Source organism: Streptomyces sp. NPDC060000 (assembly GCF_042737375.1).
Taxonomy (GTDB): Bacteria; Actinomycetota; Actinomycetes; order Streptomycetales; family Streptomycetaceae; genus Streptomyces.
The window spans coordinates 42,509-68,033 of record NZ_JBHWUU010000024.1 but is presented as its reverse complement, the minus strand read 5'-3'; the positions used below and the strand labels follow the sequence as shown (position 1 = coordinate 68,033).

General features: G+C 71.4%; 19 protein-coding genes and 2 pseudogenes. 7 read left to right on the top strand and 14 right to left on the bottom strand.

The annotated features are described in order from the left end of the window. The first annotated feature begins 170 nt into the window (after positions 1–170). Complete coding sequence (gene lexA / locus ACFWBB_RS15295; RefSeq protein ID WP_385271267.1) at positions 171–950, top strand: transcriptional repressor LexA; 780 nt, start codon at positions 171–173, stop codon at positions 948–950. Between the two features lie 176 nt (positions 951–1,126). On the opposite strand, the gene ACFWBB_RS15290 is transcribed toward lexA, so the two are convergent. The 4 genes and pseudogenes from ACFWBB_RS15290 to ACFWBB_RS15275 all read right to left on the bottom strand — a co-directional run. Beyond that, on the bottom strand, positions 1,127–3,103 hold the full coding sequence (locus tag ACFWBB_RS15290) for an ATP-dependent DNA helicase (RefSeq protein WP_385271264.1): 1,977 nt from the start codon (positions 3,101–3,103) through the stop codon (positions 1,127–1,129). Between the two features lie 166 nt (positions 3,104–3,269). Beyond that, the gene (locus ACFWBB_RS15285) at positions 3,270–4,001 is read right to left on the bottom strand and encodes a GNAT family N-acetyltransferase (protein ID WP_385271334.1); all 732 of its coding nucleotides are present in this window, start codon (positions 3,999–4,001) and stop codon (positions 3,270–3,272) included. Next, entirely contained in the window at positions 3,998–5,998 is a 2,001-nt protein-coding gene (locus tag ACFWBB_RS15280; protein ID WP_385271261.1) for an IucA/IucC family protein, read from the bottom strand. The genes ACFWBB_RS15285 and ACFWBB_RS15280 overlap by 4 nt, the downstream gene beginning before the upstream one ends. A 157-nt stretch (positions 5,999–6,155) precedes the next feature. Then, positions 6,156–7,172, bottom strand: a pseudogene (locus ACFWBB_RS15275) (aminotransferase class III-fold pyridoxal phosphate-dependent enzyme); the annotation flags it as partial. A 444-nt stretch (positions 7,173–7,616) separates the two neighbouring features. Between ACFWBB_RS15275 and ACFWBB_RS15270 the strand changes: the two are divergent. Continuing rightward, complete coding sequence (locus ACFWBB_RS15270) at positions 7,617–8,837, top strand: trypsin-like serine peptidase (protein ID WP_385271258.1); 1,221 nt, start codon at positions 7,617–7,619, stop codon at positions 8,835–8,837. 89 nt (positions 8,838–8,926) lie between these two features. On the opposite strand, the gene hflX is transcribed toward ACFWBB_RS15270, so the two are convergent. The 6 genes from hflX to miaA all read right to left on the bottom strand — a co-directional run bounded on the left by hflX (position 8,927) and on the right by miaA (position 17,193). Continuing rightward, a complete protein-coding gene (gene hflX / locus ACFWBB_RS15265; RefSeq protein ID WP_385271255.1) occupies positions 8,927–10,420 on the bottom strand; it encodes a GTPase HflX in 1,494 nt (497 codons plus the stop codon). Between the two features lie 135 nt (positions 10,421–10,555). After that, positions 10,556–12,073: a M1 family metallopeptidase gene (locus ACFWBB_RS15260; protein ID WP_385271252.1), complete on the bottom strand. Its 1,518-nt coding sequence runs from the start codon at positions 12,071–12,073 to the stop codon at positions 10,556–10,558. Between the two features lie 132 nt (positions 12,074–12,205). Beyond that, on the bottom strand, positions 12,206–14,392 hold the full coding sequence (locus ACFWBB_RS15255; protein ID WP_385271249.1) for a RelA/SpoT family protein: 2,187 nt from the start codon (positions 14,390–14,392) through the stop codon (positions 12,206–12,208). 300 nt (positions 14,393–14,692) lie between these two features. After that, a complete protein-coding gene (dapF, locus tag ACFWBB_RS15250; protein ID WP_385271246.1) occupies positions 14,693–15,562 on the bottom strand; it encodes a diaminopimelate epimerase in 870 nt (289 codons plus the stop codon). A 74-nt stretch (positions 15,563–15,636) separates the two neighbouring features. Further along, entirely contained in the window at positions 15,637–16,146 is a 510-nt protein-coding gene (locus tag ACFWBB_RS15245) for a hypothetical protein (RefSeq protein ID WP_385271331.1), read from the bottom strand. 108 nt (positions 16,147–16,254) lie between these two features. After that, the gene (gene miaA / locus ACFWBB_RS15240) at positions 16,255–17,193 is read right to left on the bottom strand and encodes a tRNA (adenosine(37)-N6)-dimethylallyltransferase MiaA (protein ID WP_385271243.1); all 939 of its coding nucleotides are present in this window, start codon (positions 17,191–17,193) and stop codon (positions 16,255–16,257) included. Between the two features lie 180 nt (positions 17,194–17,373). Between miaA and ACFWBB_RS15235 the strand changes: the two genes are divergently transcribed. Both ACFWBB_RS15235 and ACFWBB_RS15230 read left to right on the top strand, forming a co-directional pair. After that, on the top strand, positions 17,374–17,682 hold the full coding sequence (locus ACFWBB_RS15235) for a hypothetical protein (protein ID WP_385271240.1): 309 nt from the start codon (positions 17,374–17,376) through the stop codon (positions 17,680–17,682). A 22-nt stretch (positions 17,683–17,704) separates the two neighbouring features. Beyond that, the gene (locus tag ACFWBB_RS15230) at positions 17,705–17,974 is read left to right on the top strand and encodes an antitoxin (RefSeq protein ID WP_385271238.1); all 270 of its coding nucleotides are present in this window, start codon (positions 17,705–17,707) and stop codon (positions 17,972–17,974) included. 122 nt (positions 17,975–18,096) lie between these two features. On the opposite strand, the gene ACFWBB_RS15225 is transcribed toward ACFWBB_RS15230, so the two are convergent. Both ACFWBB_RS15225 and miaB read right to left on the bottom strand, forming a co-directional pair. Continuing rightward, the gene (locus ACFWBB_RS15225; protein WP_385271235.1) at positions 18,097–18,813 is read right to left on the bottom strand and encodes a class III extradiol dioxygenase subunit B-like domain-containing protein; all 717 of its coding nucleotides are present in this window, start codon (positions 18,811–18,813) and stop codon (positions 18,097–18,099) included. 62 nt (positions 18,814–18,875) lie between these two features. Continuing rightward, positions 18,876–20,405 (bottom strand): tRNA (N6-isopentenyl adenosine(37)-C2)-methylthiotransferase MiaB, encoded by a 1,530-nt coding sequence (gene miaB, locus ACFWBB_RS15220; protein WP_385271232.1) that lies wholly within the window; start codon positions 20,403–20,405, stop codon positions 18,876–18,878. A 139-nt stretch (positions 20,406–20,544) separates the two neighbouring features. Here miaB and ACFWBB_RS15215 point away from each other — a divergent pair. Further along, positions 20,545–20,741: pseudogene (locus ACFWBB_RS15215) on the top strand (cation:proton antiporter); the annotation flags it as partial. A gap of 306 nt (positions 20,742–21,047) precedes the next feature. Further along, positions 21,048–22,535, top strand: a complete 1,488-nt coding sequence (locus ACFWBB_RS15210; protein ID WP_385271229.1) for a hypothetical protein — start codon at positions 21,048–21,050, stop codon at positions 22,533–22,535. Between the two features lie 18 nt (positions 22,536–22,553). Here ACFWBB_RS15210 and ACFWBB_RS15205 read toward each other — a convergent pair whose 3' ends face one another. Beyond that, positions 22,554–22,961, bottom strand: a complete 408-nt coding sequence (locus tag ACFWBB_RS15205; RefSeq protein ID WP_385271226.1) for a MazG nucleotide pyrophosphohydrolase domain-containing protein — start codon at positions 22,959–22,961, stop codon at positions 22,554–22,556. A 99-nt stretch (positions 22,962–23,060) separates the two neighbouring features. On the opposite strand from ACFWBB_RS15205, the gene ACFWBB_RS15200 reads away from it, so the two are divergent. Beyond that, positions 23,061–24,059 carry a TAXI family TRAP transporter solute-binding subunit gene (locus ACFWBB_RS15200; RefSeq protein ID WP_385271223.1) on the top strand — a complete coding sequence of 333 codons (999 nt, stop codon included), beginning with the start codon at positions 23,061–23,063 and terminating at the stop codon, positions 24,057–24,059. Here the strand turns inward: ACFWBB_RS15200 and ACFWBB_RS15195 are convergent. Further along, positions 24,049–25,518: an ATP-binding protein gene (locus tag ACFWBB_RS15195; RefSeq protein WP_385271220.1), complete on the bottom strand. Its 1,470-nt coding sequence runs from the start codon at positions 25,516–25,518 to the stop codon at positions 24,049–24,051. The genes ACFWBB_RS15200 and ACFWBB_RS15195 overlap by 11 nt on opposite strands. Positions 25,519–25,525 lie beyond the last annotated feature (7 nt).

The window sequence follows — 25,525 nt, the reverse complement described above, 5'->3', positions numbered from 1 at the left end:
GAAGAGTACAACCATGAGCCCGCACATCCGCCGGACAGCACGTCAGCCAATACACCCACACACATGATCAAGTCAGGTTATCCACGCTTTTTCACTCGAACGTGTGTTTGGCGCAACCTTTCGAAAGCATCTACCGTTGTCCAGCAGGGAGACAATCGAGAGGGGCCGACGTGACCACCACCGCAGACAGCGCCACCATCACTGCCCAGGACCGCTCCCAGGGCCGACTCGAGCCGGTGCATGCGATGAACGAAGCCATGAATCCCGAGGGACACAAGCGCTCGATGCCTGGCCGACCTCCAGGCATCCGCGCCGACAGCTCGGGACTCACCGACCGGCAGCGCCGTGTGATCGAGGTCATCAGGGATTCCGTACAGCGGCGTGGCTACCCGCCGTCCATGCGGGAGATCGGTCAGGCGGTCGGACTGTCGAGTACTTCCTCGGTCGCCCACCAGCTGATGGCGCTGGAGCGCAAGGGCTTCCTGCGTCGCGACCCGCACCGTCCGCGCGCGTACGAGGTGCGCGGCTCCGACCAGGCCGCCTCCGTGCAGCCCACGGACACCGCCGGCAAGCCCGCCGCGTCCTACGTCCCGCTGGTCGGGCGCATCGCAGCCGGGGGCCCTATCCTCGCCGAGGAGTCGGTCGAGGACGTCTTCCCGCTCCCCAGGCAGCTGGTCGGCGACGGCGAACTGTTCGTGCTCAAGGTCGTCGGTGACTCGATGATCGAGGCCGCGATCTGCGACGGCGACTGGGTCACCGTCCGCCGCCAGCCCGTCGCCGAGAACGGTGACATCGTGGCAGCGATGCTGGAAGGCGAGGCCACCGTCAAGCGTTTCAAGCGCGAGGACGGCCATGTGTGGCTTCTCCCGCACAACGCGGCGTACGAGCCGATCCCGGGCGATGACGCGACCATTCTCGGCAAGGTGGTGGCCGTGCTCCGCCGCGTCTGAGCACGGCGGTGGACGCGGGTGACCCGCGTCCACCCCCTGAACTGGGCCCCGGGATCCCTGCGCCGGTTCCGGGGCCCTGTGCTGCGCCCGACGGTCCACGAAGGTGGTCGGTGACAGGAGGGGGCCGTCCCGGTCCGGGGCGGCCCCCTCCTGTCACTGTGCCTCCGCCTGCCCTTTCACTCTGCTTCTGTCTGCTTGGCCAGCGCGTCGATCGCAGCGAGCGACTTCCGGACCTGATTGCGGTCCGTTGTGTACCAGAAGTCCGGCAGGGACGCCTTCAGATAGCTCCCGTAGCGGGCCGTCGCCAGCCGCTGATCCAGCACGGCGACCACACCACGATCCCCCGATGCCCTTACCAGGCGGCCCGCGCCCTGGGCCATCAGCAGCGCCGCGTGGGTGGCGGCGACAGCCATGAAGCCGTTGCCGCCGGCGTCCTCCACCGCTTTCTGGCGTGCGCTCATCAGGGGGTCGTCGGGGCGCGGGAACGGGATCTTGTCCATGACGACCAACTGGCAGCTGGGTCCCGGGACGTCGACGCCCTGCCAGAGCGACAGCGTGCCGAAGAGGCATGTCTTCGGATCCGCCGCGAAGTTCTTGATCAGCTCACCGAGCGTCTCCTCCCCCTGGAGGAGGATCGGGAACTCGGGGACACGCGTACGCAGTTCCTCGGCGGCGAGCTGCGCCGCCCGCATGGAGGAGAACAGGCCGAGCGTGCGCCCGCCGGCCGCCTGGATCAGTTCGGTCAGCTCATCCAGCATGTCGCCGCGGTCGCCGTCCCGCGCGGGACGCGAGAGGTGTTTGGCCACGTAGAGGATGCCCTGCTTGGGGTAGTCGAAGGGCGAACCCACGTCGATACCCTTCCACTGCGGGACGTCCTCGCCCTCCGTACCCTCCGGGGCCAGCCCCATCGAGGCACCCACACCGTTGAAGTCCCCGCCCAGCTTCAGGGTCGCAGAGGCCAGGGTCACGGAGCGGTCCGCGAAGAGCTTCTCCCGCAGCAGACCCGACACCGACATGGGCGCGACACGCAGCGAAGCGCCGAAACGGTCGTGCCGCTCGTACCAGACGACGTCCCACTCGGAGCCGTTGACGATCCGCTCCGCCACGTCGTGCACGCTCTCCACGGACGCCAGGGCCTGCTTGCGGACCGCGTCCTCGTCCTGGACCGACTTGTCGCGGGTCGCGCCGATGCCCGAGATGACGGTCCGCGCCGCGTCACGTAGCGCCATGAGGGCGTACCCGAGGTCTTCGGGGACCTCCTCAAGGCGGCCCGGCAGCGCCAGTTCCATCAGCCGTTCGAAGCCCTCGGCGGCTGTCTGCAGCTGGTCGGCCGCCTTCTCGTTGACCAGCTTCGCCGCCCGCCGCACAGCCCGGTTGACCTGTCCTGGAGTGAGCTCGCCAGTGGCCACACCAGTGACCCGGGAGACCAGCTCATGCGCCTCGTCCACGATCAGCACCTCGTGCTGCGGGAGCACCGGCGCACCCTCGATGGCGTCGATGGCGAGCAGCGCGTGATTGGTGACGACGACCTCGGCGAGCTTGGCGCGCTCCCGGGCCAGCTCCGCGAAGCACTCGGCTCCGTAGGCACACTTCGTGGCCCCCAGGCACTCCCGGGAGGACACCGACACCTGGGCCCAGGCCCGGTCGGAGACGCCGGGCGTCAGGTCGTCCCGGTCACCGGACTCGGTCTCGTCCGACCAGTCCCGCAGCCGGAGCAGGTCCTGGCCCAGCTTGCTGGTGGGGGCGGCCGCCTCGAACTGGTCGAAGAGGCCCTCCTCCTCGTCCTGCGGGACGCCTTCGTGCAGTCGGTGCAGGCACAGATAGTTCGACCTGCCCTTGAGCATCGCGAACTCCGGGCGGCGACGCAGCAGCGGATGCAGCGCGTCGACCGTGCGCGGCAGGTCCCGCTCCACGAGCTGACGCTGCAGGGCCAGCGTGGCGGTCGCCACCACGACCCGCTCCCCGTGCGCGAGGGCGGGCACGAGGTAGCCGAGCGACTTACCTGTGCCGGTGCCGGCCTGGACCAGCAGATGGGAGCCGTCGTCGATCGCCTCGGCGACGGCTTCGGCCATGGTCACCTGGCCGGGGCGCTCCGTGCCGCCGACAGCGGTGACGGCAGCGTGCAGGAGTTCGGGGAGTGAGGGCTTCGTCATAGCGCGACCACCCTACGGCGCGGCACTGACAAACGAGTGGTCAAGGCGGACGGGAGGGATGGGATCAAGACCGTGGGTTTCCAGGTGTCGGCGAGAAAGCCTGGTGTCGGCGGGAACCGATCCGGCTCGTGGGGCGTTCCATTTGCGACAGCTTGATTACACAGCGTCATGACAGATCACACAGGATCCGGTCCCGGACCATGAGGGCGGCCCGCTTGGTGGGCAGGTCGACCTCTGCGAAGAACCGGAAGCCCGCGTCAAGGAAGGTGGCGACGGACGGAATGTTGCGAAGGTCGGGTTCGGCGACGACGCGGTCACACGCGGGCCTCCTGTCGAGGACGAGATCGGTGACGGCTGTGAGCAGACGGCTGCCCAGGCCCCGCCCGCGGTCGGCGGCACCGCCGATGAGGAGGTGAACTCCGGTGTCGTGCGGTCGGGCCGGATAGTGGTGGGCCAGCGGGTCGAGGTCCGCTCGATAGATCTCCCAGTAGCTCATGGGCCGGCCGGCCAGCACTCCGAGACAGGGAACGCTGCGCCCGCCGTCGGCGAGTTGGCGCCGCAGGTGTCGCGCCGTCGTGGACTCGGGTCCTGCCAGTTCCCAGTACGCCGCGACAGCGGGGTCGTTCATCCACCGGCCGACGAGGGAAAGGTCCCGCTCGAGCTGCACGGGGACGAGGCGGAACGCACCCGCCGGGGTGGCGGTGGGCCCCCAGTCGTCGACGCGGTCGAGCAGGTCGGAGACGGCGGAAGGGGGATGACGGCGGTCGGCGTATGTCTCGACGGGAGGCACGGCAGGTCCTCTCAGCGGGTCGGATGGCGCATGTCCCCTGGGCGGGTCCGGCGGGACATGTGCTCGGAGGAGCGAAGGGAGACGGAGGTGGGTGTGGCGAGGGCTCAGGAGCGCAGGGGGTTGGCGATGGTGACGTAGACGGACTGGGTGTCCACGGGGCCGACGAGTTCATCGAGGCCGTGCAACCGGGTCAGCAGATTGGCCTTGCAGCGCAGGCGGGGCGAGTCGAGCAGCCGGGCGGCCAGCGAACCGCGCAGCCGGCGGGGGCCGACGGCGGCATCGGTGAGAAAGCGCCGGAATGCGGCGAGCAGCAGTTGTTCGTCGGCCAGCCGCTGGGAACCGAACGATCCGATGAGTCCGAGCACGTTGTTGATTCCCAGGTAGTAGGCGAAGCGCTCGTCGGTGACGTCGTCGGACACGAAGGTGTCGCTGCGCTCGCCGATGCCGGGCAGCCGGGCTTCGAGTTCCGCGCGTCGGGACTCGCGGAAGTAGTAGCCCTGGTTGTCACGGTAACGGCCGCCGGTGGGCCAGCCGTCGGGGTCCAGGAGGAGGAGCGTGTTCTGCTGATGCGCCTCCAGGGCGATCCCTGCCTCACCGTCGAGCCACAGGACCGGACGGACGACCTGCTGCAGATAGCGCAGGAACCACTCGGCGGCGACCGCCTCCAGCGGTCGGCCTGTCCGGGCGGCGAGGCGGATGACGATCGCGGCCAGCCGTGAGCGGTGGGCGGAAGCCGGGTCCGGCCGGGGTGCTACGAGACCGGCGACGCAGGACACGTCGTCCGCCGGTGCGAACGGGTTGTGGCGGATCATCACGTCGAGGCCGGTGAGCGGAAGGCCGTCGGCACCGTCGACCGCGAGCCAGGCCGGATCGCGGACGATGTCGAAGCCCGGGTGGGCGGCCTGCCACTGCTTGGCCAGGCCGGCCCGCAGAAGACGGTGTACCTCGACGCCGCGGTGGAGCTCTTTGCGGAGGTTCTCACGGAGGGAGTTGGTGATGCGCAGCCCCAGTGACAGTTTGAGCATCGCGGCGGCGCCGGAGCGATGGACGGTGCGCACCGAGGAGGTCGGATGCCACAAGGGACCATGGGCGCCCAGATCCTGGAGGAGCCCGGCGCCGAACAGTGCCTCGACCTCGGGGCGGTGTCGCGCCTCGCGCAGTTGCCAGGGGTGCATGGGCAGGGCGGCGAACCCGTCCGGCAAACGCAGCGAGGCGCCGGCGAGGCGGGCCGCCAACCGGACGGCGGGGACGGGACGACCGCCTTCGGTCCAAGCGGAATCGGCGGCGGTCACGGAAGGAGCGACACCCAGCCAGTGAAGGAGGAAGGAACCACGCGACTCCGGTGAGTAGAGGCGCGCTTCGCCGTCCGAGAGGCCTTCCCGGCTCTTCGGCGTCGGGTGCAGCGGATGCCCGAGCAGCAGTGCTTGTTCGGCGGCCAGGAACAGATCGGGTGGGTCGGCCGGGCTTGCTCGACGCTCGCTGATGAAGACCGCGGTACGGCGGACCGAGTCGGCGACGCGCGCGACGAGGTCGATCCCTTCGCCGCTCCTTTCGCCGCCCTCGTCGCCGTTCCCTCCGCCGCTCGTGGACGCGGGGCAGGGTGTCGGGGTGGCAGCGGTGGCGCGCTCCACCGGGATCGCGCCCAATTGGGGCGTCGCCACCGTTCGAGCGGACGCGTCGGACAGGCGACCGCCCTGAAGTGGCAGCCGACCCCCCCGAAGTGTCTCGCGGACCAGCAGGGCCGCGACCGTGACCGCATCGGCGGGCGGGGACAGGTCGGGTGCGCCGGACAACCGCGGGAGGCCGAAGCGGTGCCAGCCGGTCGGGGACCAGTAGTGGACGGGGGCGAGCAGGGTGATGCCGCTGGCGGGCAGCGGCACGCGGAGAACTCCGTCATGGGGCGCGGGCAGGCCAGCCTCGCGCACCCAGCAGCGCAGCAGGTTCTCTACAGCCGCGGCCTGGGCCGCCGTGTGCGGATCCGGGTGGTCCAGGAGATCGGCGGCCGCGCGGTGCGGGGGGTCGACAAGGGCTCCGCGCGGGACGGCGTCCGTCTGTCGGCGGGCAACGGGGGGCGTGAGGGCGGGGGACTCGTGGGAGGAGGTCAAGGTGGTTCCTCGTGAAGTGGTGGGGGCGGCCGTGAGCAGGCGGTGGCGCCGAGATCGCTCACTCACGGGTCGCGCGGGCACCCCGCCCTGGCGGCGGGGTCCACACCGGTACCGATGGGCGTCGCGGTCGCGCGGGTACGTCGGCGGCTGCCCGGGGCTACCGCGCCGGACCGGCATGGTCGCCCCGGCGTTCGTCCGACCATGGCGGCGGGCTCGGCCGACTATGGCTGTGGTGCCGGCCCCGGGGCTGGCTTTGGTGCTGGTCCTGGTTCTGAGGCTGGCTTTGCTGCCAGTTGTGGTGCTGGTGGTTCGGCTGGTCGGGAGTCCTCCGCCCCGCACCGCGCAAGGGGCCGCGGGACACCGCCGCCATCGCGTCCGCCAGTCGGTCCAGTACCGCGGCGGCCCGCTCATCGGTGATCGTCAGAGGCGGAAGCAGTCGTACGACGCTGGCGTGGCGTCCGCCGAGTTCGACGATCAGGCCTCGCCGCAGGCACTCTCGTCGGACGGCGGTGGCGAGCGCGGGTGCGGCAGGGTAGAGGGCGTACCCAGAGGCCGTAGGCGGCCGGTGGGGTGTGGCGTTACGGGCCTGGACATCGTCGGCCGGCGCGCGGGGCTCCTCACCGGTATGGGGGGCGACCCGCGGGGCGCCGGTCCCGGTCCCGCCGGTCCCCTTCTCCCCCTCGGGGTCCACCATCTCGACCCCGATACTCAGCCCGCGTCCCCGCACATCTCCCATGGACGGGAAATCATGGGCGAGGCACCGGAGTTGACCGGGCACGTGGTTCCCCAGAGTGGCCGCGCGTTCGGCGAGGCCGTTCTCGCGGACACAGGCGAGGGTGGCCGTACCGGCGGCCATGGCGAGTTGGTTGCCGCACAACGTGCCCGCGTGGGCACCGGGTTGCCAGACGTCGAGGGCGTCACGGTAGACGATGACGGCGAGCGGCAGGCTGCCTCCGATGGCCTTGGAAAGGACCATCACGTCGGGGACGACCCCCCTGTGCTGCATCGCCCAGAAGGCACCGGTCCGGCCTACGCCCGTCTGCACCTCGTCGGCGATCAGCGGGATCGAGCGCTCGGCCGTGATCCGGCGGGTTCCGGCGGTGCGCCCCGAAGAGGCCTCCTCGGGCACTGGCTCGGTCGCGACCACGGCTCCCCCTGTCTTCCCGCCGGTCGGAGGGCGAGCACAAACAGCAGCCCCCATCGCTACCAACACCGGACGGCCGTGCCGGTTACGGGTCGTTACGAGATTGGCCGTGCCCGCGCCCACACCCTGGCGATGTCGACTCGCCGTCCCACGGTCCGAGAACGAGACGAACGTCCGCGACCTGCGCCACACCGGTCGGTGCGGCGGAAGGGGGCCTCTTGGAGCGGAGATCCGGTGCGGGGCAGCAGACCCATTGCGGCACTTTCCCGTTCCTGTCCCGGTCCCGGTCCCGGCGGCGGTCTGTGGCGGAACAGTTGCCATACGGTCGGGAGTCCCCCGCCGCGACCGCATATCGTGTGGTGGCATCACACACGGCCGTGAGACCCGCTTGAACTCGGTGTGAGATCACCATGAGTTCCGTTGCGCGGGGACGGCCGGTGCTTCAAGTTCGTTGACAGCAGGGGGAGTCACACCATGCGATCCATACGCCCGTCGTTCACCGCTCGCCGGGGGAGGAACGCGCGCCGCAGAACCTCCCCCGTGCTGGGCGCCGTCGCCCTCGCCTCGGTGCTCGCGCTCACCGCGACCGCGTGCGACTCGGGCGACACCGATGCGGACAGCCGGGCCGGCGCGACGGCGGCGACCGGCGACGGCAAGATCACGATCCCGGACGACATCAAGGACAGGCTCAAAGAGCACGGGATCGACCTCGACAAGTGGAAGAACGGCGCCTGGAAGAACTGGGACAAGGACGACTGGCTGCGTGAGGCGCAGGACTACATCAACCCGATCATCAAGGGTCTGTGGGACCCGGAACGGATGCGGGAAGCCGAGGACCCGGACCGTAGCGTCGACGAGAACGACCTCTCCGGCGACCAGGGCGTGACCGATCCGACGCCGGAGGCGGTGGACGCGAAGGCCGTCTCGCCCTCGTACCACGCGAACGCCGCCGAGGCGGGCAAGGTGTTCTTCGACTCCCCCGAGGGCACGATGGTCTGCTCGGCGACGGTCGTGAAGGACCCGGCTCACCCCGGCAAGTCCAACCTGGTGTGGACGGCGGGCCACTGCGTGCACGCCGGCAAGGGTGGCGGCTGGTACCGCAACATCGCGTTCGTGCCGTCGTACAACGACTCGGGCAAGTCGGCCGAGCAGTTGCAGACCGCGACCAAGGAGGAGGCGGCTCCGTACGGCGTGTGGTGGGGTGACTGGACGAAGACCTCCGACCAGTGGATCGCGCAGGGCGGGCAGACCGGCGGTGACGGTGCCTCGTACGACTACGCCGTCATCCATGTGACGCCGGAGGAGGGCGGTTCGGGCAAGTCCCTCGAGGAGACGGTCGGTTCGGCGCTCCCGGTGAACTTCAGCGCTCCTGCGGTGCCGAAGGTGAGCAGCATCACCGCGACCGGATACCCGGCGGCGGCTCCCTATGACGGGCAGAAGCTCTACCAGTGCAAGGACAGGCCGGGGCGGTTCTCGCTCAGTTCGTCGGACCCGACGATGTACCGCATCGGCTGCACGATGACAGGTGGTTCGTCGGGCGGCGGCTGGGTCGCGACCGGGTCGGACGGGAAGCCGGCGCTGGTGTCCAACACCTCGATCGGCCCGGTGCATTCGGGTTGGCTCGCGGGACCGCGGCTGGGTGAGGTGGCCAAGGGTGTGTACGACTCGGTGAGCGGCAAGTTCGCCGGTCAGTAGCCTGATCGGCTGGGGCGCCCGACGCCGACGGCCCGCGCCCTGCGGCAAGCAGGGGGCGGGCCGTCGGGCGTTCAGCGGGCCGCGACGGTTCAGGCGAGCGGAGCCGGTACGTACGGCGCGAGGTCCGCCGCCAGCTCCTCGTGCACCCGCACCTTCAGCAGGGTGCCCTCCGCCGTGTGCTCCGCGGAGATCACCTCGCCCTCCGTGTGGGCGCGGGCGACCAGGCCGCCGTGGGTGTACGGCACGAGTGCCTCGACCTCGACCGACGGCCGCGGCAGCTCGCTGTCGATCAGCGCGAGCAGTTCGTCGATGCCCTGGCCCGTGCGGGCCGAGACCGCGATGGAGCGCTTCTCGATCCGCATGAGCCGCTGGAGCGTCAGCGGGTCGGCCGCGTCCGCCTTGTTGATCACAACGATCTCGGGCACGCCGGTGGCACCGACGTCCCGGACCACCTCGCGCACGGCGGCCAGCTGCTCCTCCGGGTCGGGGTGCGAGCCGTCCACCACGTGCAGGATCAGGTCGGACTCGCCGACCTCTTCCATCGTGGAGCGGAACGCCTCGACCAGGTGGTGCGGCAGGTGCCGGACGAAGCCGACCGTGTCGGCCAGCGTGTACAGGCGGCCGCTCGGGGTCTCCGCGCGGCGCACGGTCGGATCCAGGGTCGCGAACAAGGCGTTCTCGACCAGGACGCCCGCGCCCGTGAGGCGGTTGAGCAGGGACGACTTGCCGGCGTTGGTGTAGCCCGCGATGGCCACGGACGGCACCTTGTGGCGCTTGCGCTCCTGACGCTTGATCTCGCGGCCGGTCTTCATGTCCGCGATCTCCCGGCGCATCTTCGCCATCTTCTCGCGGATCCGGCGCCGGTCCGTCTCGATCTTGGTCTCACCAGGGCCACGGGTTGCGAGACCGCCGCCCTTGCCGCCGCCCATCTGCCGGGACAGCGACTGACCCCAGCCGCGCAGCCTCGGCAGCATGTACTGCATCTGCGCGAGCGCGACCTGCGCCTTGCCCTCCCGGGACTTGGCGTGCTGGGCGAAGATGTCGAGGATCAGGGCCGTACGGTCGATGACCTTGACCTTGACGACGTCCTCGAGATGGATCAGCTGGCCCGGGCTGAGCTCACCGTCGCAGATGACGGTGTCCGCGCCCGTTTCGAGCACGATGTCGCGCAGTTCCTGGGCCTTGCCGGAGCCGATGTAGGTGGCCGCGTCGGGCTTGTCACGGCGCTGGATGACGCCGTCGAGCACCAGCGCGCCCGCCGTCTCCGCGAGGGCGGCCAGCTCCGCGAGGGAGTTGTCCGCGTCCTGCGCGGTCCCGGTGGTCCAGACGCCCACGAGCACGACCCGCTCCAGGCGGAGCTGGCGGTACTCGACCTCGGTGACGTCCTCGAGTTCGGTGGAGAGGCCCGCCACGCGGCGCAGGGCCGCGCGCTCGGAGCGGTCGAACTGGTCGCCGTCCCGGTCTCCGTCGATATCGTGGCTCCAGGCGACGTCCTCTTCCATCAGGGCATCGGCCCGGAGACCGTCGGGGTAGGCGTGCGCAACGCGCTGGCTGTCCTGGGAAGGGGAAGAAGAGGAGGTCATTGGATCCTTACGTCGTTGGATGCCGATACGGCTGCCTTCATGGTGGACAACGCACGAGTACCCCGTGAGATTCCCGTGTCCCGTGCCGCACCGACCTCACGATGGTCGCACGGTACGGCCCGTCTCGTCACGACCTTATTTCACGGCTCGCGGGGCGGGCGGGGCGACCTTCGGTGCGGTCTGCGGTTCACCCTTCACGACCGGTGGCGCTGGCTTCCAGTCCGGGTGGCCGGGCATCGTCGGGGTCTTCTCGCCGTACAGCCAGTCCTTGAAGAACTGGTCCAGGTCGCGCCCGGAGAGCTCCTGGGCGAGGCGCTCGAAGTCGGCCGTGGTCGCCGTGGCGTCCCGGTGGTTGTGGACCCACGCCCGCTCCAGGTGCTCGAACGCGGCCCGGCCGATCTCCTGGCGCAGGGCGTAGAGGACGAGCGCAGCGCCGTCATAGACGTTGGGCCGGAAGATGCTGATCTTCTGGCCGGGTTTGGGGGCCTTGGGCAACGCCGGCGGGCCTCCCGTGGCGCGCCAGCGGTCCGAGGCGCCGTACGCCGCCTTCATGCGCGCCTCCAGGGTGTGCCCGTCGCCGGCCTTCTCCTCGGCGTACAGCGCCTCGTACCAGGTGGCATGTCCCTCGTTGAGCCACAGGTCGGACCAGGTGCGGGGGCTGACGCTGTCACCGAACCACTGGTGGGACAGCTCGTGCACCATGATCGACTCGACATACCACTTGGGGTAGGCGGGTTCGGTGAACAGATCCCGCTCGAAGAGGGAGAGTGTCTGCGTCTCCAGTTCGAACCCGGTGGAGGCCTCGGCCATCAGCAGGCCGTACGTCTCGAAGGGGTACGGGCCGACCTTGTCCTCCATCCAGGCGATCTGGTCGGGGGTCTTCTTCAGCCACGGTTCGAGGACTTCCCGGTCCTTGGTGGGCACGACGTCCCGTACGGGCAGGGCGTGCGGTCCCTCGCGGTGCACGACCGTGGACCGGCCGATGGACACCTGAGCGAGCTCGGTGGCCATGGGGTGCTGGGAGCGGTAGGTCCACGTGGTCGACCTGCCGGCCCGTTCGACCCCGGTCGGCAGCCCGCCCGCGACGGCCGTGTAGTCGTTGGGTGCGGTGATCCGGATGGTGAACATCGCCTTGTCGGACGGGTGGTCGTTACACGGGAAGACCAGGTGCGCGGCGTCCGCCTGGTTGGCCATGGCCAGGCCGTCGGCGGTCTTCACCCAGCCACCGTCCCGGCCGTCGGCGCTCACGGGATCGCTGGTGTGCCGCACGGTGATACGCACCCAGTCGCCCGCGGGCAGTGACTTCTCCGGGGTGATCACCAGGTCGTCGTCGGCGCTGGCGAAGGCGGCCGTCACGCCGTCGACCTCGACCGACTCGACCTTGCCGTGGGCGAAGTCGAGGTTGATCCGGTCCAGGGCGGTGGTGGTCCAGGCGTCGATGGTGGTGACCGCCTGGAGGGGCTTGGTGTTGGTGCCGGGATAGGTGAGGGCCAGGTCGTACGAGGCGACGTCGTAACCGGGGTTGCCCAGGTACGGGAAGAGGCGGTCGCCGACGCCGAGCGGGGCCGCCGGAGCGCTCGCGGCGACGAGGCAGACGGAGACGGCCGAGGCGAGGATCGCGGATTTCAGCCGGGTGCGAGGGGTGAGCAGCATGGACCACCGCTACCAGCGCGCACCTCTGCCGCGTCGGCGACGCGCGCCCGGCCCACCCGAACGGGTCACGCACGCGCGTGTGCGTGACGCCGGGGAGTACAGCGGCGCGACTCACGCGCGTGTGGGCAGCGGCTACGCCGGGTCCGCGGAGGCCGGAGCGTGATGCTGCGCGCGGCCCACGTCGTAGACCCCCGGCACGTTCCGCATGGCGCGCATGAGGGTGGGCAGGTGGCCGGCATCCGGGAGTTGAACGGTGTACGTGTGGCGTACCCGCTGCTGGGTCGGTGGCTCGACGGTCGCGGAGACGATCTCGGCGCCCTCCAGCGCCATGGCCTCGGTGAGGTCGGCCAGCAGATGGGGGCGGCCGAACGATTCGGCTACCAGGGTGACCCGGCATCCGGTGGTGTCGCCCCAGCGCACGTCGACCTCCTCGCGCCCGGCGTTCGCCATGCGCGCCACGGCGGCGCACTCGGCGCGGTGCACGGTCACCACTCCCCCGCGGACCGCGAAGCCGGTGATCTCGTCGAGGGGCACGGGCGTGCAGCACCCGGCGAGCCGGACGCTCGCGTCGGGCCGGCCGACGACGGTGATCGCGGCGCCGGGCCGCGAGGTGGGCGTGCCTCTCGCTGGCGCGTCGGCCGCGGACCGTGCGGTCGCCTCCGCGGCCTTGGCGACGCCGGCGTCCTCGGCCGCCCCGGGGCCCTCCTGCTCGGCCGGGGCCGGGTGCGTCGCCAGCCATCGCTGGATGGCGATGCGGGCGGCGGGCGTGTGGGCGTGCTCCAACCACTCCCTGGAGGGCTCGGAGGCCGGGTCCTGGCCCATGAGGAGCTGGACGGTGTCGCCGTCCCGCAGGACGGTGCTGAGGGTCGCCAGACGGCCGTTCACCCGGGCGCCGATGCAGGCGTGGGCGTCCTCGCCGTACTGCGCGTACGCGGCGTCGACGCAGGTGGCTCCCTCGGGCAGGCCGAGCGTGCCGCCGTCGGGGCGGAAGACGGTGATCTCGCGGTCCTGGGCGAGGTCCTCGCGCAGGGTGGACCAGAAGGTGTCGGGGTCGGGCGCGGCTTCCTGCCAGTCCAGGAGTCGGGAGAGCCAGCCGGGCCGGGTGGGGTCGACGCGCTCCTCGTCGGCCGGGGCCCCGCCTCGCGCCTGTTCCTCCGCGGGACCCGTGTAGGGATTGCCGAGGGCGATGACGCCGGCTTCGGCGACCTTGTGCATCTGGTGCGTGCGGATGAGGACTTCGGCGACCTGGCCGTCCTCGCGGGCGACGGCGGTGTGCAGCGACTGGTACAGGTTGAACTTGGGGACGGCGATGAAGTCCTTGAACTCCGACACGACCGGCGTCATGCAGGTGTGCAGTTCGCCCAGGACGGCGTAACAGTCCGCGTCCTCGTTCACCAGCACCAGCAGGCGGCCGAAGTCGGCGCCCCGCATGCGGCCCCGTTTGCGGGACGCGCGGTGCACGGAGACGAAGTGCCGTGGCCGGATGAGCACTTCGGCCTGGATGTCGGCGTCGCGCAGGACCGTGCGCATCGCCTCGGCGAACTCCTCGAGGGGATCGTCCGCGCGGGCGGCGTTGTCGACGATCAGTTCGCGGGTGTGCTTGTACTCCTCGGGGTGGAGGATCGCGAAGACGAGGTCTTCCAGCTCGGTCTTCAGTGCCTGGACACCGAGGCGTTCGGCGAGCGGGATGAGGACGTCGCGGGTGACCTTGGCGATGCGTTCCTGTTTCTCGGGGCGCATCACCCCGAGGGTGCGCATGTTGTGCAGCCGGTCGGCCAGTTTGATCGACATCACGCGGACGTCGTTGCCGGTGGCGACGAGCATCTTGCGGAAGGTCTCGGGCTCGGCGGCCGCGCCGTAGTCGACCTTCTCCAGCTTCGTGACGCCGTCGACGAGATAGCGCACCTCGGCGCCGAACTGCTCGCCGACCTGATCGAGCGTCACATCGGTGTCCTCGACGGTGTCGTGCAGCAGGGAGGCCGTCAAGGCGGTGGTCTCCGCGCCGAGTTCGGCGAGGATCAGGGTCACGGCGAGCGGGTGGGTGATGTAGGGCTCGCCGCTCTTGCGCATCTGACCGCGGTGCGAGGACTCGGCGAGCACATAGGCCCGGTGCAGCGGTTCCAGGTCGGCGTCGGGGTGGTGGGCGCGATGGGCCTCGACCACATGGCCGATCGCGTCGGGCAGCCGGCCGCGGGAGGCCGGGCCGAGCAGCGCGGCCCGGCCCAGGCGGCGCAGGTCGATCCGGGGGCGACTGCGCCTGCGGGGCGCTGAAGGCACTACCGGGCCTGGGGTCGCGGGGTTCGTGGCCTCCGCACTCATGGGCACCTCCGGCTGCGTGGACCGGCGGACGGGGTGTCCCAAGGCGGACACGGCTCAGGGGACTGGCGAACGGTTCCCCGTCCGGGCCGGTGCTTGATGCTACCGAGCCCATCACGCGCGACCGACCGCCTCTCGCCGAGCGTGAAACGGATCACCCATTCGAGCGACGAATCGGGGGTTTACGGTTTTGAGACGTCTGAACAGAGGTCGATCGTGATTCCGGACCCACGACGGGGCCCCGAGGCCCACTCCGTCGCGGTAGCGGGCCGCTCCCGCCTCCGATGCCAAGCCCCGGCGGAATCAGCGTGCGGCTGTTTCCAGCCACTCGGAATCGATCTCGCCTGTGGCGACGATCACTGCGGGCCCGGTCATCTCGATCTCGCCGTCGGGCCGCTCGGTGATCACCAGGCGTCCGCCGGGCACGTCGACGACGTAGGTCGCCGGCAGTCCGGTGGCCGCCGGATCGGCGCCGTCCCGGCGTGCGGCAGCCACGGCGACGGCACACGCGCCCGTGCCGCAGGAGCGCGTCTCACCGGACCCGCGCTCGTGCACGCGCAGGGCGACGTGCCGCGGGCCGCGGTCGACGACGAACTCGACGTTGACCCCGTCCGGGTAGGCCGAGGCGGGACTGACCGGCGGCGGCGTGAGCAGGTTGCCCGCGTGCGCGAGGTCCGCCACGAAGGCGACGGCGTGCGGGTTGCCCATGTTCACGTTCCGCGCGGGCCAGCTGCGCTCACCGACGCTCACCGTGACGTCCCCTGCGGGCAGGCGGGCGCTGCCCATGCCGACGGTGACGTCGCCCTCCTTGGCGAGGTGTACGCGCTTCAGCCCCCCTCGTGTGGCGACTGCGAGGTCGCCCTCGGTGACGAGGCCGGCGTGCTGGAGATAGCGCGCGAACACCCGGACTCCGTTGCCGCACATCTCCGCGACGGAGCCGTCCCCGTTGCGGTAGTCCATGAACCACTCCGCCTCGGCCGCCATGTCCTTCGCCTCGGGGTGCGCGGCGGACCGCACGACATGCAGCAGACCGTCACCGCCGATGCCCGCGCGACGGTCGCACAGGGCGGCGACGGCGGCCGGGGGAAGGTCGATGGCGTTCTCGGGGTCCGGGACGATCACGAAGTCGTTCTCGGTGCCGTGCCCCTTGAGGAAGGCGATCCGCGTGCTCATTCCTCGATCGTACGGGGTGGGTACGACACCTCGTCCCGGAGCCGGCGGCGCCGGCGAGCACGCGTGTGTGCCGCTCAGCGCAACCGGGCGACCCGGCCCACGGCCAGGGCCACCACCGCGGCGACCATCACGACGTACGCGAGGACGACCCGCCAGTCGGGACGGCGCCCGGAGCCGCGCTGGGGCAGGCCGGGCCACGTGTAACCGACGCGGCGCGCGGCCATCATGCCCCAGCCGGCCGCGCAGGAGCAGATCAGCAGCCCGAGCATGGCGATCATTGCGCCGCTGTCACCGAAGTCGAAGGCGAGCGGGAAGGCGAACATCAGGGAGCCGACCGCCGCCAGGGCCACGATGGGCGCGAGCTGCCAGATCCGCAGCCGACGCTGCGGGCGCAGCTCGACCTCGACCTCGGGCCCGCCGACGAACATCTCCTCGGGCTCGGGGCCGTCATCGCTCACGCCGTCCCGGGTGTCGTCGTCGTCCGGCCCGTCGGGGCTCAGACGGCCCTCCTCGGGCTCCGGTTCACCACGCACGGTGGTGAGGTGCTCGGGGCCTTCTGCGGTGTCGCGAGGGCCGGCCTCCATCGCCACGCGCCCTCCCAACTCGGACTCCACTTGGTCGATCGAAGCTCGATGATGGCACGGCGTCGGATGCCCGGATGACGGGCTGGGCGTCCCGATGCCATGACGTGATCAGGCTGTGACCGGTCGTTCCACCAACGCCAGCGCGAGTTCCGGAAGTTCTGTGAGATCGGCCGCAGCCCCACTCAACCAGTGCACCCGCGGATCGCGCCTGAACCACGAATCCTGACGGCGCGCGAAGCGCTTGGTGGCACGGACCGTCTCGGCACGCGCCTCGTCCTGCGTGCACTCGCCGGCCAGGGCCGCGAGGAGCTGCTGGTAGCCGAGCGCGCGTGCCGCCGTGCGCCCCTCACGCAGGCCCTGCGCCTCCAGCGCGCGGACCTCGTCCACGAGCCCGGCGTCCCACATCCGGTCGACGCGGCGGGCGATGCGCTCGTCGAGTTCGGGGCGCGCCACGTCGACCCCGATCTGGACGGTGTCGTAGACCGAGTCATGTCCGGGCAGGTTGGCGGTGAAGGGCTTGCCGGTGATCTCGATCACCTCGAGGGCCCGGACGATACGGCGGCCGTTGCCGGGCAGGATCGCCTGCGCCGCCTCGGGGTCGGCGGCGGCCAGCCGGGCATGCAGCGCACCCGAGCCGCGCAGCGTGAGTTCCTCCTCCAGCCGGGCACGGACCTCGGGGTCGGTGCCGGGAAACTCCAGGTTGTCGACGGCGCCACGGACGTACAGCCCGGAGCCACCGACGAGAACCGGCCAACGGCCCTCGGCTAGGAGGGCGTCGATCCTCTCGCGGGCCAGCCTCTGGTACTCGGCGACGGAGGCGGTCTCCGTGACGTCCCAGACGTCGAGGAGGTGGTGCGGGACGCCACCGCGCTCGTCGGGCGTCAGCTTGGCGGTGCCGATGTCCATCCCTCGGTAGAGCTGCATGGAGTCGGCGTTGACGACCTCGCCGCCGAGCCGCTGGGCCAGGAAGACGCCCAGATCGGACTTTCCGGCCGCGGTCGGTCCGACGACGGCGATGACGTGGGGGGCGGGGGGTGCGCTGCTCACGGCACCAGTCTCGCAAACCCCGGCCCCCGCCCTCGAACGAGTTACGTGACGACGCCGGTCCGACGTCGTTGCCCGTTGGAAGATTCCCGTCACCCTTCGCGGGGACGGCGACCCGGTGACGCGAACGGACGCACCGGCCGACGCGGGATTTCGCCCGCACGAGTACCGTATGGAGTGGATATGGGCGTTTTGGCGCGACTTTTCCGGAGGTCGAAGGCAACAGAGGAGACGGCGGAGGCGACGGAGGCGACGGGCGTCGACGAGGCACCGGTCGGCCCGGCGGCGGACGACGCCGAGGCGGAGCGGCCCGGCGAACCCACGTCGGCGCAGCGGCCGGGCGAAGCCCGGGACGCCGACGAGCCGGAGGCGGGGAACACGACGGAACCGGAACCGGTCGCCGTCGCCGCCACCGACGGGGTCGAGATTCCCCGGCAGCAGTCCGCCGAGGAGGCGGCCGACAGCGAAGCGGGCGAGGGCGCCCGCGCGTAGACACCCGCGAGGAAGGTGACCCATGGGTCTCTTGGACAGTTTGAAGGCCAGACTCGCCCCCGCCAAGGGCAAGGTCTCGGGCCTCGCGCAACAGCACGGGGACAAGGTGCAGCACGGTCTCGACAAGGCCGCGCAGGTCGTCGACGAGAAGACCAAGGGCAAGTACAGCGACACGATCCACTCGGGCACCGGTAAGGCCAAAGGCGCCATGGACCGGCTCGCGCACAAGGACGAACGCGCCGGGGGCGGCGACACCTTCACCCCGCCGAACACTCCCCCGCCCGCCTCCTGAGCAGTTCCTCGCGCCGGCCCGTCGATCGGCGGACGGCCGCGCAGCGGAAACGCTCGCGGCCGTCCGCCGTTTCACCGGCGGGGGCCGCTCCCGGGAGGCGGTACGAAGCCGCCCTTCAACCGCTACGACCAGGTCGCCACCACGTATCCCACCCCGTAGGGCGCGTCCTCGTACAGCAGCGTGCCGGTCAGCCCGGCGTCCTCGGCGGCGCCCGCGAGCACCTGCCAGGGCGCCCGGCCCGACGCCTTGAGTTCGTGGGCCAACCCGGCGTCCAGCGCCTTGAGGGCGGCGATGTCCGCCGTGCCGAGTGCCCGGGCGGCCTCCGCGTCGAACGGTGTCGCGCGCTCGTCCAGATAGCCCGGCGCCTTCAGCGTCCGGCAGGCGCTGGCGTCGCCCATCACCAGCAGGGCGACCCGCTCCGCCGCCGTGCCGATGCCCCGGCCGACCTCGACGCATCGCTCCGCCTCGAGCGGTTCCCCCACGCCGAGTCCCTCGACCGGGGCGGCCGACCACCCGGTCCGCTCCAGCAGCCAGGCGGCGACGGCGAGGGACGGCGGCAGTTCGCGTGCGGACGGCGTGTCCGCGCCGCCGCGGCCCAGCCGTACGGCGAGATCCACTCCGAAGCCGTGGAACGAACCGCGTCCGCCCTCCGGGTGCGGGCCGCGCCCGGACTGCTCGGCCGGCCCGACGACCACGAGCCGGTCCGGCCGGGCGGCCGCCAGCACGGCCAGCGCGTCCGAGCAGGCGGCACGCGCGCCGTCCAGTTCGGGAGCGGCGCCCGCGGCGACCTCGGGCACCAGGAGGGGCGGACAGGGGCATACTGCGGCGGCGACAAGCATGATCGGCAGGGTAGCCCCGTACGGGATCCCCCGGGCCGCCGACCGGGGTGTCGCGCCGGGCGTCAGTCGCAGCCGCAGCCGCTGCCGGTGGCCACCGGCAGCGGCGCGGGCGCGCCGATCCCGGGCAGACCGAGCAGGACGCCGGCCGGCTTCGCCGCCTTCTCCGCGGTGCGCTTCTCCCAGGCGTCCCCCGCGCGCGTGCGGCGCACTTCGAGTGCGGGGCCCTCGGCCAGGAGGTGGTGCGGGGCCGCGTACGTCACCTCGACGGTCACGACGTCACCGGGGCGCACCTCCTGCTCCGGCTTGGTGAAGTGGACCAGGCGGTTGTCGGCGGCGCGGCCGGAGAGACGGTGGGTGGCGCCGTCCTTGCGGCCCTCGCCCTCGGCCACCATCAGCTCCAGGGTGCGGCCGACCTGCTTCTTGTTCTCCTCCCAGGAGATCTCCTCCTGAAGCGCGACGAGACGCTCGTAGCGCGCCTGCACGACCTCCTTGGGGATCTGGTTCTCCATGGTCGCGGCCGGCGTGCCGGGGCGCTTGGAGTACTGGAACGTGAACGCCTGCGCGAAGCGGGCCTCGCGGACCGCGTGCAGGGTCTGCTCGAAGTCCTCCTCCGTCTCGCCCGGGAAGCCCACGATGATGTCGGTGGTGATCGCCGCGTGCGGGATCGCGGCACGGACCTTCTCGATGATCCCGAGGTAACGCTCCTGCCGGTAGGAGCGGCGCATCGCCTTAAGCACGGTGTCCGAGCCGGACTGGAGGGGCATGTGCAGCTGCGGCATCACGTTGGGCGTCTCGGCCATGGCGGCGATGACGTCGTCGGTGAAGTCACGCGGGTGCGGGGAGGTGAAACGGACGCGCTCCAGGCCCTCGATCGCGCCACACGCGCGGAGCAGCTTGCTGAAGGCCTCGCGGTCACCGATGTCGGAGCCGTAGGCGTTGACGTTCTGGCCGAGCAGGGTGATCTCGGAGACGCCCTCACCGACCAGTGCCTCGATCTCGGCGAGGATGTCGCCGGTACGGCGGTCCTTCTCCTTGCCGCGCAGGGCCGGGACGATGCAGAAGGTGCAGGTGTTGTTGCAGCCGACGGAGATCGACACCCACGCCGCGTAGGCGCTCTCGCGCCGCGTAGGCAGGGTGGAGGGGAAGGCCTCGAGCGACTCGGCGATCTCGACCTGGGCCTCCTCCTGCACGCGCGCGCGTTCCAGCAGGACCGGGAGCTTGCCGATGTTGTGCGTGCCGAAGACCACGTCCACCCAGGGAGCCTTCTTCACGATGGTGTCGCGGTCCTTCTGCGCGAGGCAGCCGCCGACCGCGATCTGCATCCCGGGCCGGCTCGCCTTCCGCGGCGCGAGCCGGCCGAGGTTGCCGTAGAGCCGGTTGTCGGCGTTCTCGCGCACCGCGCAGGTGTTGAAGACGACGACGTCGGCGTCGCCGTCCGACCCCTCGGGGGCGCGCACGTACCCGGCCTCCTCGAGCAGCCCGGACAACCGCTCGGAGTCATGAACGTTCATCTGGCACCCATAGGTGCGGATCTCGTAGCTCTTGGGTACCTGAACGTCCACTGCGAGGCTCCGGTCGCTGCTGCTGGTCATGGCTCAAGGGTAGGCGCTCCCAGCAGAACGCCCGTCTGCCCCGGGGACGGCCGCGCGATCGCGCTCCCCGCCGGGACCGGGCGTCAGACGTCGATGAGGCCGGCGCGGATCGCGTAGCGGGTGAGTTCCAGGCGGTCGCGGGGCTGCACACGACCCGGCGAGCATCCCGCCGGTCCAGCTGCCCTCGCGCGCCGGCTGTCGTCACCGCCGCGACGAAGATCGCCAGCGGCTACCGGGCGGCCCGGCGGGCCGGGATCTCGCTCAAGGGACGCTGGCGCGCGGGCGGTGCGCTCGCGGCGCGCGGAGAGTTCTCGATCGCCACCGCCGGACTGTCGGGCGCGTCCGCGTCCCGGCGGAGGCCCGGACGACACGCCCAAGCCCTCGCACCCCGGCCGGGACGAAGCTGGGTGTCGGCGTTGTTCGGCGCGAGGCAGCCGGGCCGTCGGCGGCCGGTGCCGTTCTCCCGGTGGCCCACGTCACACCGTGGGGTGTCCGGATCCTGGAGTGCCGACGGGACAGTCATGGCATGCTCATGGCTCGTTACCGGCCAGTAGGAAACAGCTGTCAGGCCGGTCCCCCCTTCTCTCACCCCCACCTCCAGGACTGACCTTGCGCAGACGCACGAGGCACCTCAATGCCCTCATGCCAGCCTTAGCCGCATCCGCCCTCCTCTTCGCCGCAGGCTGCTCCTCACCTTCCTCGCAGGCCGCCTCCTCCCCATCGGCGGCCGGCCCACAGGCCGACGCGGAAGCCGCCGCCTCGGTCGCCGACCGCTCGCTGGCGGTGGCCGCCGCACCCACGGGCAGCACCGCGACCGCGGCGGCCCACCCCGGCGGCTCCGACGGGCAGGCCCATCGCACGAAGCTCAGTGTCAGCTCGTACGACAGCAGGACCCGACGGGCCGTCATCGCCTCCGGCATCCCGTCCAACGGCTCCCACGGCTCCGATGACTCCAACGACGGCGCAGGCGGGACGAGTTCCCCCTCGGCACCCTCCTCCACGCCGACCACGCCCTCCGCGTCTGCGCCGAATTCGGGCTCATCCTCGCCTTCCTCCTCGCGCCCGCCGAGCGCGTCGCAGGCACCGCACCGCACCTCCGTCGGCGACGTCATCGCCAGCGCGCCGGCGCCCGGTGCGCCGGACGGGCTCCTCGCCGAGGTCACGAAAGTGATCGGCGAGACAGCCGAGGGAACCGAGGTGCAGACCGCACCGGCCCAGCTCAACGCCCTCCTCGGGGACGACACCGCGAAGGGCAGCGTGCCGGTCGACCCGGCCGCGTTCGACGTCGACAAGCTGCTGCCCGATGTCGACGTCTCCTGGTCGAAGACGGCCGACGTGCACATCGGTCCGGCGGGAGCGACGGTTCCGCTCGGCAGCCTGCGGCTCGACGTGCGGGCCGATCTGCCGACCGTGGGGAACACCTCCGCGTCGGCGGGCGCCTCCGTCTCCGGTTTTGTACAGGTCGCCCCGCAGGTGGACTTCCGCTACGGCGGCGAGGGCGCGGGCGCCGCGCCCGCCTCGGCGTATCTGGGCGTGTCCGGCGACTGGACCTCCGGCTGGTCGCTCAAGGGCCGCGCGGGCGGCTCCGTCACGCCGGTGCGCATCCCCTTCGCCACCCTGCACGCCGATCCGGTCCTCCAGGTCGGCCCTGTGCCCGTCGTGGTCAACCTGGACCTGACCTGCTACATCCAGATCAGCGGTGACGGAAGGATCACCGTCGACGTGGAGCAGAACCTGAAGGGCGAATTCAAGGCGGGCGGCACCTTCGGCCTGGGCCAGGGCTGGACCCCCGTCAGCTCCTCGGACATGCAGAGCACCCCGGTGCGCACCTCGGTGACCACCGCGGGGAGCGTGAAGGCGGCCCTCGGCGCCCAGGCCACGGTCGGCCTCTACGGCAGTGTGGGCGTCGTCGCCGATCTGGCGCCCTACGTCCGGGGTGAGGGAACCGGCACGGTCACCGGTACCGACTCGGTGTTCGACGCCGACGGTTCCTGGGCCGTGTACGGCGGTGTCGACCTGAGCGGCACCCTGCGGCTCCAGCTGACGATCTTCGGCACGCCCGTGTTCCAGCGGGACATTCCGCTGGGCGCGGTGCACCGCGAGTGGAAGCTGGCGGGCGGCGGCGCCTAGTAACCGGCCGCCCGGCCTTCAGGCCGCGCCGTCAGGGGCCCATCCCTGGCGGCGCAGCACCGCGGACACGTCCGGCGCCTCGTAGTGCTCACCCTTGAGTACCTTGCCGTCTGCACGGCGGGCGACCTGGCCGCCGGGACCCAGCTTGGTCATGTTCGACCGGTGGATCTCGGCGAGTACCGCGTCGAGGTCGATCCCGTGCACCAGGGCCGTGCCGTACGCGACGTAGACCACATCGGCCAGCTCGTGCGCGAGCCGGTCCAGCGGGCCGTTCACCGACACCTCGGCGACCTCCGCCGCCTCCTCGGCGAGGAGCTCACCGCGGTGCGCGGCGAGGCGGGGCGACACCTCCGTAGGCGCGCTGCGGGCGTCGAGCCCGAAGGCGCGGTGGAACTCACGGACCAGGCCGGCGGGCGAAGAACTCATGCACCGAACTGTAACGACGGCCACCGACACTCCCTCCGGAACCGCCTCTGTGGGCCCCGCCCTGGCCGGCACCGCGTACCGGCTGGCAGGATCGCGCCCATGTCCTCGTTGTTCTCCCGTATCGGCAGGCGCCGTGCCCTCCAGGGCACAGCCGCTGGTGTCGTCGTCCTCGGCCTGCTGCTGTGGTGGCTGCTGCCGCTGGGTGAGGACCCGCCGAGCGGGTCGATCACCTTCAGCACGGGCACGACGAGCGGCGTCTACTACGAGTACGGCAGCCGCCTGCGCACGGAACTCGCCAAGGACATGCCCGACCTGGACGTCAAGCTGTCGACCAGCAACGGCTCGCAGGAGAACGTCGCGCGCGTGGCGACCGGCACGGCCGACTTCACCATCGCCGCGGCCGACGCGGTGGAGACGTACGAGAAGCAGCATCCCGGCTCGGCCGCCCGGCTGCGCGGGGTGGCCCGCCTGTACGACGACTACGTCCAGCTCGTGGTGCCGCGTGGCTCGGACGTCCGGTCCGTCGCGGACCTGCGGGGCCGGACCGTGGCGACCGGGCTGCCCCGCTCGGGTGTGCGGCTGATCGCCGAGCGGGTGCTCAAGGCGGCGGGTCTGGACCCGGCGAAGGACATCACGGCGGTGGCGCGCGGCATCGACACCGGCCCCGCGCAGCTGAAGCAGGGCAAGATCGACGCGTTCTTCTGGTCCGGCGGGGTGCCGACGGCCGGGCTGGAGAAACTGGCCGACACCTACACCTTCCGGTTCGTGCCGATCGGCCCCGAGCTCGTCGCCAAGATGCACGACCAGGACGACTCCACCGGGTTCTACCGGGCCACGAACATGCCCGAGTCGGCCTACCCCACCATCCAGAACGGCTCGACCGTGGCGACCATCGCGGTCTCCAACCTGCTGATGACCCGTACGGACATTGCCCCCCGGCTCACCGAGTGGCTGACCCGGACCGTGCTCAAGAGCCGGGACCTCATCGGCGCGCACGTGCACTCCGCACAACTGGTCGACCTGCGCACGGCCATCTACACCGACCCGCTGAAACTGCACGACGGTGCCCGGCGCTACTACCGCTCCGTCAAGCCGTAGGACCCTTGTCCCGCCGAGTGCCTGACTCGTCGGCTCCCTGGCTCGCCGGCCAGGAGATCGGCGACCTCGGGACCGTCACCGTCGCCCTCAGTCCCCCGGGCTCGTGATGATCGTACGAGAGCGAGCCACCGCCCGCAGCGAGCAGGGCCCGGGAGATGGACAGGCCCAGGCCCGAGCCCTTGATGTTCTGGTGGCGGCCGCTGCGCCAGAAGCGGTCGCCCACGCGCGTGAGTTCCTCGTCGGTCAGCCCCGGCCCGTTGTCGGTGACGACGACGGTCGAGGTCTCGCCGTCGGCCGCGACCGTGACCGTGACGCTCTCCCCCTCCGGGGTGAACTTCACCGCGTTGTCGATCACGGCGTCCAGCGCGCTGGACAGCGTCACCGGGTCGGCCCACGCGGTGGTGGGCGGGCAGTCCCCCACCAGCAGGACGCCCTTTGCCCCGGCGGTGGGCGCCCAGGCGGCGACGCGCTCGGCGGCCAGCGCGCCGATGTCGGTGACCCGCAGGTCGGCCTCGGCGTGCTCGGCCAGAGCCAGGTCGAGCAGGTCGTCCAGGACCTGGGCCAGGCGCTTGCCCTCGTTCTGGACGGAAGCGATCTCCTCGTTGCCCTCCGGGAGTTCGTAGGCGAGCAGTTCGATGCGCAGGAGCAGTGCGGCGAGCGGATTGCGCAGTTGGTGCGAGGCGTCGGCGACGAAGGCGCGCTGCTGCTCCAGCACGTCCTCGACGTTGTCCGCCATCTCGTTGAACGCTCCGGCCAGCCGCCGGAGTTCCGGCGGCCCGCCGCCCACCGCGACCCGGGACTTCAGGCGGCCGCTCGCGATCTCGTGCGTGGTGGCGTCCAGGACGCGCACCGGCCGCAGCACCCAGCCGGTCAGTCGCAGGGCGGCGCCGATGGCCAGCAGCATCGCGGCGACCTCACCGGCGCCGACGACCAGCCAGCCGTGCAGGATCCGCGACCGCATCGGCCCGGTGGGCGAGTCGGTGACGACGACCGCGACGACGTCACCGTCCCGGATGACCGGCGATGCCACGACCAGCCGGTTGCGCTGCCACGGCCACACCTGCTGCGGGTCGTGGCTGCGACGGCTGAGCTTCGCTTCCTCGAAGGCCTCCCGCACCTCCCCCGTTTCGGGGAGGTACCAGTCCCTCGGAGCATGAGCCATGGGGGTGTCGGTGCCATAGAAGACACCGGCGCGAATGCCGTAGACGTCGTAGTAGCTGTCGAGCTCCCGGCTGAGCGTCTTGCGTCGCTCGTTCGTGGACGCCGACGCGGAGTCGCCCGTGTCCGAGGAGGCGGTGACGAACTGGGCGAGCGCCGCGAACCGCGCGGTGTCGTCGATGCGGTCGACGACCACGTTCTGCTGCTGGGCGCCCGCCACACTGACGGCCAGCGGCACCCCGAGGGCCAGCAGCACGGCCGCCATCAGGACGATGAGCAGCGGCAGGAGACGGGTACGCAAATCGCGG

Excerpts from the sequence above, each read along its gene's own strand:
- ACFWBB_RS15290 (WP_385271264.1), bottom strand. The coding sequence starts at position 3,103 with ATGACGAAGCCCTCACTCCCCGAACTCCTGCACGCTGCCGTCACCGCT.
- ACFWBB_RS15270 (WP_385271258.1), top strand. The coding sequence starts at position 7,617 with ATGCGATCCATACGCCCGTCGTTCACCGCTCGCCGGGGGAGGAACGCG.
- hflX (WP_385271255.1), bottom strand. The coding sequence starts at position 10,420 with ATGACCTCCTCTTCTTCCCCTTCCCAGGACAGCCAGCGCGTTGCGCAC.
- ACFWBB_RS15260 (WP_385271252.1), bottom strand. The coding sequence starts at position 12,073 with ATGCTGCTCACCCCTCGCACCCGGCTGAAATCCGCGATCCTCGCCTCG.
- ACFWBB_RS15255 (WP_385271249.1), bottom strand. The coding sequence starts at position 14,392 with ATGAGTGCGGAGGCCACGAACCCCGCGACCCCAGGCCCGGTAGTGCCT.
- dapF (WP_385271246.1), bottom strand. The coding sequence starts at position 15,562 with ATGAGCACGCGGATCGCCTTCCTCAAGGGGCACGGCACCGAGAACGAC.
- ACFWBB_RS15245 (WP_385271331.1), bottom strand. The coding sequence starts at position 16,146 with ATGGAGGCCGGCCCTCGCGACACCGCAGAAGGCCCCGAGCACCTCACC.
- ACFWBB_RS15235 (WP_385271240.1), top strand. The coding sequence starts at position 17,374 with ATGGGCGTTTTGGCGCGACTTTTCCGGAGGTCGAAGGCAACAGAGGAG.
- ACFWBB_RS15230 (WP_385271238.1), top strand. The coding sequence starts at position 17,705 with ATGGGTCTCTTGGACAGTTTGAAGGCCAGACTCGCCCCCGCCAAGGGC.
- ACFWBB_RS15225 (WP_385271235.1), bottom strand. The coding sequence starts at position 18,813 with ATGCTTGTCGCCGCCGCAGTATGCCCCTGTCCGCCCCTCCTGGTGCCC.
- miaB (WP_385271232.1), bottom strand. The coding sequence starts at position 20,405 with ATGACCAGCAGCAGCGACCGGAGCCTCGCAGTGGACGTTCAGGTACCC.
- ACFWBB_RS15210 (WP_385271229.1), top strand. The coding sequence starts at position 21,048 with ATGCCAGCCTTAGCCGCATCCGCCCTCCTCTTCGCCGCAGGCTGCTCC.
- ACFWBB_RS15205 (WP_385271226.1), bottom strand. The coding sequence starts at position 22,961 with ATGAGTTCTTCGCCCGCCGGCCTGGTCCGTGAGTTCCACCGCGCCTTC.
- ACFWBB_RS15200 (WP_385271223.1), top strand. The coding sequence starts at position 23,061 with ATGTCCTCGTTGTTCTCCCGTATCGGCAGGCGCCGTGCCCTCCAGGGC.